Origin of the sequence: Nostoc sp., assembly GCF_036917465.1 — a bacterium.
Classification (GTDB): Bacteria; Cyanobacteriota; Cyanobacteriia; order Cyanobacteriales; family Nostocaceae; genus Nostoc.
Window position 1 is genome coordinate 1 of record NZ_JBALDL010000022.1, and the last position, 9,579, is coordinate 9,579.

The window sequence follows — 9,579 nt, forward strand, 5'->3', positions numbered from 1 at the left end:
TGCCAATGCGAAGTAGCTCTGCTGCCAGGGCCAGAAAAAGGAATTGACGATTGGGTTGTAGCTTTGGGCAAAAAAGCAGATGTTGCAGTCAACACAATGATTGCTGATGCTTTAAGAATCAGCGAGTACCAACAAAGGTTTTTCGTGAATCGCGCCAGAGGACTTCGCAAATTCAAACCCAACGTGATAGTCAATACTCGCTATCTTTCCACGGTTATCCGCTCACTGCCTCAATCCGGGTTAGTGGGTTTGGCTTCCGACATGGGTACTGGCAAGACTGAAATCCTGGCAATGATCAGGAGAGACAACCCAGACTTGAGCTTTTTGAACAACGGGCATCGGGTAACTTTGCTGAAAAATCTTAGCGATCGCTTGCAAACAGCGATGTACTCTGCGATATCCTGCGGGGATTGGGCTAAAGCCAAAGCACTGAGTATCACTGTAGACTCATTGTATAAGATGGCGAACGATTTACAGGCTTATGACGTTCTATTTATTGATGAAGCTTGTCAGTATCTCGCTCACTTGCTCAAGTCCAAAACTTGTAAGGAACACCGGGGGGCTATTCTGGAAGTGCTGGAGTACCTGGTTTACAATGCCAAACTGGTGGTTCTCGCTGATGCTCACCTCGATGATCTGACCATTGAGTTTTTTATGCGAATGCGACCGGCTGGCGAAAAACCATACATTATCAAAAACGAATATCGTTCAGGTGGTCGTCAGGTTTATTGGTATGAAGGCAAAAACAGCAGCGCAGTCGTTGCCGAATTCCACGCTCAGTTGATGTTGGGTAAAAAACTGATGATGGTCAGCGATAGCAAGCGGTTTATCAAAAAGCTGGAACGAGCGCTCAATGATGGTTCAGCAATTGATGATAACGACGAAACACCGGAATCAAACGTTGACCGCCAGCTACGGGTGTGGGCTATTCACTCCGAGAACAGTGGCAGTGAGGAAAATGTGATTTTCATTACAGAGATTAACATTGCCATTAAGGATATTGACGCTTTTTTAATTACTCCCAGTCTCAGTTCAGGGGTTGACATTTCCAGCTATCATTTTGATGCCGTGTTTGGCGTGTTTCATGCTGTCTCGCAGTCGGCTACAGAATGCGCCCAGCAATTATGGCGGTATCGTCCAAATGTCCCCATGTATGTTTGGGTTGCTCCCCGTCCTCCCTTTGGTTACGCCGAAACCAACGCCCGTCGCATCAAGGAACAGATTCTTCAGAAGAACGAGATGACCGCGTTTTTGATTCGCATTGATAGAGAAACAGGTAAGCGCGGAGCAGAGAAGGATTGGGCGTTGGATACCAGCTGTCAGATTGAAGCGCAAAGAAACTGGTCGATTAATAATTTACGGGCTGATTTGCGATCGCTCTTAGAAGAAATGGGCAACACGATTATCCCTGTGGGCGATGCATCTGATGAGGGAGCTTCTCGGTGGATGAAGGCGGCAGGTATTGCCATTGATGAAGAACATTTTAGAAAAGTTGCTAATGCCAAAGATATTGACCGCAGGACATATAACAGTAGGCAACACCAAGATTACCTGAAGCCCGAAGAGGTTTTGGAATGTGAGAAGTTCCGTATTTTTGATACTTATGGGATGTCCGTAACCCCAGATTTGGTTGAGAAAGATGATGGTGGAAGATTGATTAAGAAAATTGTTGCACTGGAAGCAATCTTGGCTCTCCCAGGGGAAATGATTACCTCGGAACAGGGGCGAGAATTTGTTCCATCACCTGCTGTTGTTGCCGAACGAGATAAATCAGAAAGAGAACGCCTGAGCATCTGCACCGATTGGAGCAATCATTCTACTTCTTGGCTTATACGTCATCGGCTGGGACTGAGGGCGGTGTTGATGGATCTCATGGCTGGAGTTGAGATTAAAGGAGACGAAGCCATGATTGAAGCTTTGGCTCAGTTCTCCAAGCGCAACGCATCTCACGTTAAAGGTATCCTCAATCTCACCATTCCCCTTGATGAATCGCCAATGTGGATTTTGGGGCAGCTTCTTGCACAACTGGGTTTGTCTAGTGAGTCACGCCGACCACTGGAGGACGGGAAACGGGTTCGATATTACCGTTTGAATACTCTTGATGTTGTCTTCGCTCAAGAGGTGTTGGAGTATCGGCAACGGCAACGAGAAGAGAGGGAACAAAAGCGTCAGGAGGAACAGCAGAGAAATGCAGCTTACGCGGCTAGAATACAAGCTCAGTATGGTATTAGCACTCCGTCCACACCCCCCCTTAATGAAGATGGAGATAATAATCGGGGGGGTATGGACACAGATGAAGAAGTCAGTGATTCTTGGTGGGAGCGGGTCAAATATTACGCTCAGTTGGCGATTAAGCGGTTTGAGTCCGGGGTAGAGTCAGTAAAAGTTTTACTCAGTACCCTGACGATTGATGAGCGTTGCGGCGTGATGCTGAAATTTGAGGATTTTGAACCGGACTTGTTTGCTCAACTAGTGACAGATGCGCCCCAGTGCACTGAATGGATGGCGTGATTAGATTCTGTGTCAGTCGCTAATAGATATAATCACACCACCCATCAACTCTACCAACATCACCCAGCATTCCCAAAACGGAACATAGCGAAATCTTTGGATGGAAGGGGTTAAGCCGGAAATTGCGCCAATAACTCGACAGTGCTGGTCAGTTCTACCAGCAGCTAGTCTCCAAGGTGGGTGAGGCTGTGGGAGTTGCTGATGGTAAGCCTTGCTAGATGTGTGATTACGAATTTTCCGAATTCTCATAGCTTTTAATGGTCTACTTACTTCCACCAAGGTGTACTAACCTTAAATCCTTTTACCCACGAGCAAGCGTAATTTGAGTAGCGTCAAAGTCTTGTAGCCGAGTCATGTTTCCATTGTTCTGATCTACACTATACACAGCATTAGGTGTCTCATACCTCATAGCTCCAAAGGCAAGGAGTTGACCTGTTGCAGAGCAAACTAAGCTTTGTAAACCATTATTCCATACTCGCTCATTGACTTTCAATTGTGTCAGCCTGATCGGGCTTTTTTGATTTGAGCCTAGCTGCACAAGAGATGTATTACCATCTGATTCAACTAAAGAAGTATAGAGTTTTCCATCTGGGCACTCCGCTAGATTGCTGACTCGCTGATCATTCGGGAATTTAACCTTACTAATAAAACTGATCTCTCCTGTTTGAAGGTTAATATCTACCAATCTGATCGGCGGTGTACCGTTTTTCTTACCTACTAGAGCGATGAGTCGCCCATCAGAAGTACTTAGCAAGCTCCCAAGCTGTTCATTCTGTTTGAGTCCTGAGACTATCAAAGTTTTTCTAGGCGTACTCAAAAATGTAATGCGAGTAGGTGTTGCCTGTTTCCGACTAGTGGTAACAGGAGTAATTGCCACCACAAGTGTGCCATTGCTTAAAGAAGTGAAGCCACTCAATATCTCATGAGACTCTACTAAAGGTGTACTTTTATCCGCAAATATCCCAGAGGTGAGTGGAATTGGAAGTTGAGCCTTTCCTATAATTAAGGATTGCAAAACAAGTCCTATAGGCTTCATATCTGTGGATACACTGTTTGGAGTAGTGCTATCTAATTCAGTGGTGTCTACCTCTGGAATAGCCGTTTGGTCAGTGCTGATGATCGAGCCGGAAACTATACCTATAACTTTCAAACTTGGTATTTCCGCCAAAGCTTTGTTGGTGAGATAACTAAGCCCAGATACTACAGTTCCACCAAGTGCCAACTGTCCAAACTTTCGACGTGATACCTTGTAATTCATCTTTCAACTCCTAGAATTAATGACTTTTATTAGCTAAAGTGCAGTTTATTAAACATCAACGCGTAAGACTAAAATAATTGCGTCCAGGTTGCTACTGAGGGTGTTTCATTCCTGTCATTAATAAAAAGCATGTACCAGCCTGGTGGTGCAATGTTTCGATTGTTTGTTACCGTGACATTGAGAGAAGTAGCGTTCCGGAAATTAATCGGTAGATCCACTAACCTTTGTTCTGTATCACAGGAATGAGTGGTTGCCATTGGTCTAATCAGACTGACCCATTTAATATTCGCGGCTTGGCGTGTCTCAATGGTAAATTGCAGACCGTACTTCAATCTTTTAGGAGCGCTCTGAATAATTGGTCGTGACTGCGACATATACCCAGGACTGTAAATTTCTAATCGCAGTTCATCGACAGTCCGGCTAGGGTTACCTCCAGCTGTGGCAACCCTCCCATCTGGCAGAAGTAAGGCCACCGAGTGATATACGCGAGGGACATTTTGTTGAGCTACTACTGTCCAGGTATTTGTAACTGGATTGTAGATTTCTGCTGGCAGCATTGATTGTGTTGTGTCCTCACTCATTTTGCTACCATTGCAAACAAACACTGTGCGATCAGGCAACAAAACTGCGCTGTTATGCATTCGAGCATAGTTTAGAGACTTTGCTGCTACGTAAATAGGGTTAGTAGCTTTTAAATCTACAATATTTACCCTGTCTGTTGCTGTAGTACCAGTCCCTCCACCAATAATCATGACTTTTTGGTCTTGCGCCGGTGGTAAAAGCACACTGGCACCTTGGTTCCCGAAATCGGGGTCTTGCAGTCCTGGCACTACTTTTTCTGCAATGGATTGGGTAAACGTTCCTGGCAGGGTTAGTATACTTGGCGCTACTCCATTGTTGCCGCTCATCTGAGCACCGGAATAAAAGATGTTTCCATTAGTTAGTAAAAATAGTTGTGCATATGATGGAAATGGACTAGTTGTTGGAAAAGCGTTCCAACCATTTGCAAAGGAAGCAGAATAAATTTCTGGTTGTCTGTTCAGGTTGCCATCTTTATCCGTTCCAGACAGTGCAAAGAGCCGACCGCTGCCTAGTGTTAACACAGTAGGATACCAGCGCCCATTATTCATTGATGGCTTCTTGACCCATTTCTCACTAATTGGATCAAACATCAGAGCAGAGAGTGAACCATAAAATGGGTCATAACGCAGAGTTCCACCTGCAACCATTAATAAACCCTTAGAGTTAAAGGAGTGACCAGCGCAAAAAAGGTCAATAGGTTGATTATTACTATCCAATGGAGGCGCTTGACGGGAAAAGGTTCCTTTACTCACATCCCAGACCACACTGTCATAGGGAGTATTTAACTGAGCAGGATCATTACCGGAACCGCAGAAAAAGAATACTTTACCAGTATGAAGGAGAGCGGCATGTATAGGTAGGATTGGAGCACTGTACGACAATACTTGCCATTGGTCTGTGGTACTACCTAGAGCTATGAAAGTCCTTACATCGGTTTCCTCTGTAAGCATAGTTTTGTTATTCGGTTCAGTTACTTTATTCAAAATTATTACTACGTAAATTTGATATTTTTGATATTTTTGTTGTTTCTTTCAATAATCTTTTCCTAATTCTAATTTATATAGTTTTTTAGTTTTTTTAAGTGTGAAGATATAATGTTTTTTATAAAAAGATAAAGTAAAAACGATCAGGGCAAACGCATTAAAATTTAGATAATAATAAGTTGACATAAATACATATCTATGCCCGAATAGCACAAGGGAAACTCATCTAATTTTTTTGACAAAATGTAATTTATATGAATAGAGAATAAGGAAAATATTAGGAGCTTGATGATATCAATCAAATAGATATATACAAAGAACATTTGCGGAGTTATCAATAAGATCCTTTGTTTCCTAGAAGCTATAACTCTATTTCAATACCTTCGCCAATTTACGAGGCTGAATTGATATATTAACGTCCTGTTCTCCAGGGGTTGGCAAAAACAATATGTCAATCGCAGCAGTTATCTAAAAATGGGCATCGTAGAGGAAAGCAATGCTATCGCTGTAAAGACTGTGGCAAGCAGTTTGTGAACAGCTCAACAGATTATCTTCCTAAAGACTTATTAAATGATTTGGGCTAGATGACCACAGCCGCAAGAAGGTACCTTAACCAGTGATGAGCAGTCGGCTCAAAGCAGGGGCGAGAGTTTGTCCCACCACCTGCTGTTGTTGCCGAACGCGATAAATCAGAAAGAGAGCGGCTAGCCATTTGTACCGATTGGAGTAATCATTCTACATCCTGGTTAATGCGTCATCGGCTGGGACTGAGGGCAGTGTTGATCGATCTCATGGCTGGGGTTGAGATTAAAGGAGACGAAGCCATGATTGAAGCTCTGGCTCAGTTCTCGAAACGCAACGCATCTCATGTTAAGGGTATCCTTAATCTCACCATTCCCCTTGATGAATCGCCAATGTGGATTTTGGGGCAGTACCTTTGGCAACTGGGTTTGTCTAATGAGTCACGCCGACCCTTGGAGGATGGGAAACGGGTTCGGTATTATCGTTTGAATACTCTTGATGTTGTCTTCGCTCAAGAGGTGTTGGAGTATCGGCAACTGCAACGAGAAGAGAGGGAACAGAAGCGTCAGGAGGAACAGCAGAAAAATGCAGCTTATGCCGCTAGGATGCAAGCTCAGTATGGAATTAGTACTCCGTCCACACCCCCCCTTAATGGAATTGGAGATAATAATCGGGGGGGTATGGACACAGATGAAGAAGCCAGTGATTCTTGGTGGGAGCGGGTCAAATGTTATGCTCAGTTGGTGATTGAGCGGATTGAATACGGAGTGGAATCAGTTAAAAAATTACTCAGTACACTAACCAGTGATGAGCGTTGCGGCGTGATGCTGAAATTTGAGGATTTTGAACCGGACTTGTTTGCTCAATTGGTGACAGATGCCCCACAGTGGACTGAATGGATGGCGTGATTGATGGGAGCGTCAGTCGCTACAAGATTGAACCTGAATCAACTTCCCACTGATGTTTGAGCAATTCCTGGTAAGTCTTTTCCCTTATCATCATCTGCTTATAGAACATCAGCAAAAACAAGTTTTGGCCAGTCCGCTCACTTAAACGGGACACACGGCTTATGATTACTCAAATTTAAGTATCTAACTATTGTCAAAAAGGATGTAACAATGAGCCTAGACAGTAGTTTTTTACTTGACCTGCCGCACGTTGAGGCAGAACTGACTTACTTTACGCCAATGGCACAAAAACCTGTCATTTACGTTAACCACTTGTACTGTTAGCCATCCGGGAGGGTAGAAAAGCCGGGTAACATTCAATTCGACGTTTATTGCGTTGTTCGATAACTGTTTCTAAACCTTTGAGACGGTCTTGCAAGCGTCCTAGAACACCAATAGCTCGAAAGTCTTGAAAACTATTCACGCCGAAATCTGTAAATGCCTTGGGATCTTGCTTGGTGCCAATCACTGCCATGACGTTAACCTGGGCGAATGTTGCCTCAACGCCAGGTAGGAAACTAGTAAGGCTATTCTCGTCCCGGATGATTCCTTTGATAGTTGGAATAGGCTGATAGATAGCTCCTGGCATATTCGGAATAAAAGCCATATATTGGTATTGAATCCAGGCAATAGCTGAGTGTTGTGGGCCAGCAGTAAAAATGATTTGTGTCAGTAAATCAATCAACTGATCACGGTTAGTCAGACGGGGTGGTAGAGAAGCTACACCAAAACCTTTCTCACTAATGGGTCTTTGTAAAGCTTGTATCCAATTTTGGAGTTCAAAATCCTCACGAATATCTCGGTTGGATTTGTAGTAAATTCCCACATATTGACTAACATATTCTTCTAAGGCTTTCCAGACTAGCAACCCATCATCACGATAGGGAAAATCTTCCAGTACAGAACGGTCATCGACACCGCGCCGGCGTAAATTAGTCGGAAGAGCAAAGTTACTGAAGTTGTTAAAAACTTCGCTAACACCAAGATTAGCAAGGTTGCGTGAGCTTTCAAGAGTGCCTCCTAAAATTATATCTACCAATCCTCCAGGATTAATCAGTACCTGATCCGCAACGGCATTGATTGCCATTGTGAACTCAAAATGGGGTTTTAGTAGCACATTCACGGGATGGCGAACTGCTAGTTCACGAACAGTAGCTAGTGCAATTGGTTCTAAAGCCAGATGGGTCTGCCCCAAGTGACGTACTAACTCATGGACATAAAAATCAGCCATCTGAGCGATCAGTTTCGCCAAAGTCCAGTCCACTCCATCCATCGGTGTGCAAAGCAGACTTATTCCGGGAATTTGTCCTAGTTGGATGGCAATAGGAATTAAGCACGAATCCCTGCGATTGCGATCGGCATAATAGAGGGCGATTGGGGCGGTGAGAAATTTATTCGGTTGCCCAATAACAGTATCACTATCAAGTAATGCATAATCAGTGACAAACAGTTTGCCATTTTGAATGGCACTTTTGACAGTTTCCCTAACGTACCCTTTTTTATATACGCTTCTGAGCACAGTTTGAAAAATTTCATCCGTTATTCCAAGTTTTTGAGTCAGGCTATAATTCAGTGCCAAGACATTGGTTAATTCCATTGGGTTGGGGCCAGATTGCCTCTGTTGCGTAAATGTGGCATCGCTGCGGAAGGTCTTAGCAACATCTGGTAAAGGTAAAACCGGAAAAACCGCTCCGTAGTCTGACAACTTGAGAAATGACTGCGGATTCTGCAAAAATGCTTGTTGATTTGCTGCTATTTTCTCTGACAAAGTTGCACGATTATTGGTATACCCTTGGGAAAAAACCTCTTGAACTGGTAAAGTTGCCACACGAACAGCAGTCGGTAGCCGCAATGCTACCTGATATTGTTGACGTGTTTGTTCTAGCTGCTGTTGACGCTCTTGCTGAGTTGTCAGTTGATCGGACTGCGGTAAAGTCGGGATCTCCCCATTACCAGCAGGGCTTGGCTTTGAAGGTTGAGTATCGCCTTTGATTAAGTTTTCCAAACCAGGGGTACAGGCAAAACCTAACACCGCAAGCATAGTACGGCGCGATATGACGTATTGCTCTATTAATTGTTGGTGTCTTTGCTGTCGAGTCGGTAAGCGCATTACATTATCCTCCTCAAAAACCCTACTTTTCACTAACAAAAATCATACAATGTCCATTCGTTTTTGTGTAAAATACGATACTTATCTTTAAATTATTACAAATGGGGTGTTAATCTGTGGTGTCCAGTTGGCTAGTCTTGGCGTAGGTCACTCAATGCTACACAGTTTGAAGCGATGTGAGAGCTAATTCATCAGCGTAGGCGTAGCCCGCCGTAGGCATCGCTAACTTGGCTTCATGTCAGCACAAAGTTATTCATCCTCTTCATCCTCCTCGTCATAATCGTAATCATCGCCAAAATCCTTACCATGTTGTTCGTACCACAAACGTTCATCTTCAAGAGCCTCTTCCCTTTCTATTCTTTTCCTTTCGACCATTTCTGCTTCTAAGATTTCTTGCTGCTTTTTTTCTTCTTCAAACCTTTCTCTCTTCAGCCTTTCTCTCTCTTGGGTTTCTTTCTCCACCCTCTCTTTCTCAATTCTGATTAATTGTTGCTCGATTCGCCAACAGTAGAAATCCAAAGTCTTACCTGTGGCTGCACCTGTTACCGCACCACCGACCAGAAATATCAAACCAGTTTTCCAGCCTTCAATGGGATTACCGCTCCATACAAGGCTTTTTTGGTTGAACCACACCAGCACAATTCGCAATTCGCAATTCGCAGTTCG

Annotated in this window: 10 protein-coding genes; 3 read left to right on the top strand and 7 right to left on the bottom strand. The window is 43.8% G+C overall.

The annotated features are described in order from the left end of the window. Nucleotides 1-2,511 (top strand): plasmid replication protein, CyRepA1 family (locus V7K38_RS04845; RefSeq protein WP_334855891.1); only part of this gene is annotated, 2,511 nt, incomplete at its 5' end. Nucleotides 2,512-2,523: 12 nt separating this feature from the next. Here the strand turns inward: V7K38_RS04845 and V7K38_RS04850 are convergent. The 3 genes from V7K38_RS04850 to V7K38_RS04860 form a co-directional block, all read right to left on the bottom strand. Then, a complete protein-coding gene (locus V7K38_RS04850) occupies nucleotides 2,524-2,760 on the bottom strand; it encodes a hypothetical protein (RefSeq protein ID WP_334855893.1) in 237 nt (78 codons plus the stop codon). Nucleotides 2,761-2,812: 52 nt separating this feature from the next. After that, complete coding sequence (locus V7K38_RS04855; protein ID WP_334855895.1) at nucleotides 2,813-3,769, bottom strand: hypothetical protein; 957 nt, start codon at nucleotides 3,767-3,769, stop codon at nucleotides 2,813-2,815. A 68-nt stretch (nucleotides 3,770-3,837) separates the two neighbouring features. Further along, nucleotides 3,838-5,334, bottom strand: a complete 1,497-nt coding sequence (locus tag V7K38_RS04860) for a galactose oxidase-like domain-containing protein (protein ID WP_334855896.1) — start codon at nucleotides 5,332-5,334, stop codon at nucleotides 3,838-3,840. 434 nt (nucleotides 5,335-5,768) lie between these two features. Here V7K38_RS04860 and V7K38_RS29585 point away from each other — a divergent pair, with 434 nt between their 5' ends. After that, on the top strand, nucleotides 5,769-5,918 hold the full coding sequence (locus V7K38_RS29585) for an IS1/IS1595 family N-terminal zinc-binding domain-containing protein (protein ID WP_442940749.1): 150 nt from the start codon (nucleotides 5,769-5,771) through the stop codon (nucleotides 5,916-5,918). On the opposite strand, the gene V7K38_RS04865 is transcribed toward V7K38_RS29585, so the two are convergent. Beyond that, nucleotides 5,915-6,046 (bottom strand): hypothetical protein, encoded by a 132-nt coding sequence (locus V7K38_RS04865; RefSeq protein WP_334855897.1) that lies wholly within the window; start codon nucleotides 6,044-6,046, stop codon nucleotides 5,915-5,917. The two genes, V7K38_RS29585 and V7K38_RS04865, sit on opposite strands and share 4 nt — an antisense overlap. Nucleotides 6,047-6,110: 64 nt before the next feature. Here V7K38_RS04865 and V7K38_RS04870 point away from each other — a divergent pair, with 64 nt between their 5' ends. Further along, nucleotides 6,111-6,764 (top strand): hypothetical protein, encoded by a 654-nt coding sequence (locus tag V7K38_RS04870; RefSeq protein WP_334855899.1) that lies wholly within the window; start codon nucleotides 6,111-6,113, stop codon nucleotides 6,762-6,764. Nucleotides 6,765-6,783: 19 nt separating this feature from the next. Here V7K38_RS04870 and V7K38_RS04875 read toward each other — a convergent pair whose 3' ends face one another. The 3 genes from V7K38_RS04875 to V7K38_RS04885 form a co-directional block, all read right to left on the bottom strand. Then, nucleotides 6,784-6,930 (bottom strand): phycobilisome degradation family protein, encoded by a 147-nt coding sequence (locus V7K38_RS04875; RefSeq protein ID WP_334855905.1) that lies wholly within the window; start codon nucleotides 6,928-6,930, stop codon nucleotides 6,784-6,786. A 138-nt stretch (nucleotides 6,931-7,068) separates the two neighbouring features. Next, nucleotides 7,069-8,913 carry a lipoxygenase family protein gene (locus V7K38_RS04880; RefSeq protein ID WP_334855901.1) on the bottom strand — a complete coding sequence of 615 codons (1,845 nt, stop codon included), beginning with the start codon at nucleotides 8,911-8,913 and terminating at the stop codon, nucleotides 7,069-7,071. 249 nt (nucleotides 8,914-9,162) lie between these two features. Then, nucleotides 9,163-9,579, bottom strand: a 417-nt coding sequence (locus V7K38_RS04885) for a hypothetical protein (RefSeq protein ID WP_334855903.1), incomplete at its 5' end; no start/stop codon positions are given.

What these genes read in the sequence shown, in the direction of transcription:
- V7K38_RS04850 (WP_334855893.1), bottom strand. Translation starts at nt 2,760, where the DNA reads ATGAGAATTCGGAAAATTCGTAATCACACATCTAGCAAGGCTTACCAT.
- V7K38_RS04855 (WP_334855895.1), bottom strand. Translation starts at nt 3,769, where the DNA reads ATGAATTACAAGGTATCACGTCGAAAGTTTGGACAGTTGGCACTTGGT.
- V7K38_RS04865 (WP_334855897.1), bottom strand. Translation starts at nt 6,046, where the DNA reads ATGGCTAGCCGCTCTCTTTCTGATTTATCGCGTTCGGCAACAACAGCA.
- V7K38_RS04880 (WP_334855901.1), bottom strand. Translation starts at nt 8,913, where the DNA reads ATGCGCTTACCGACTCGACAGCAAAGACACCAACAATTAATAGAGCAA.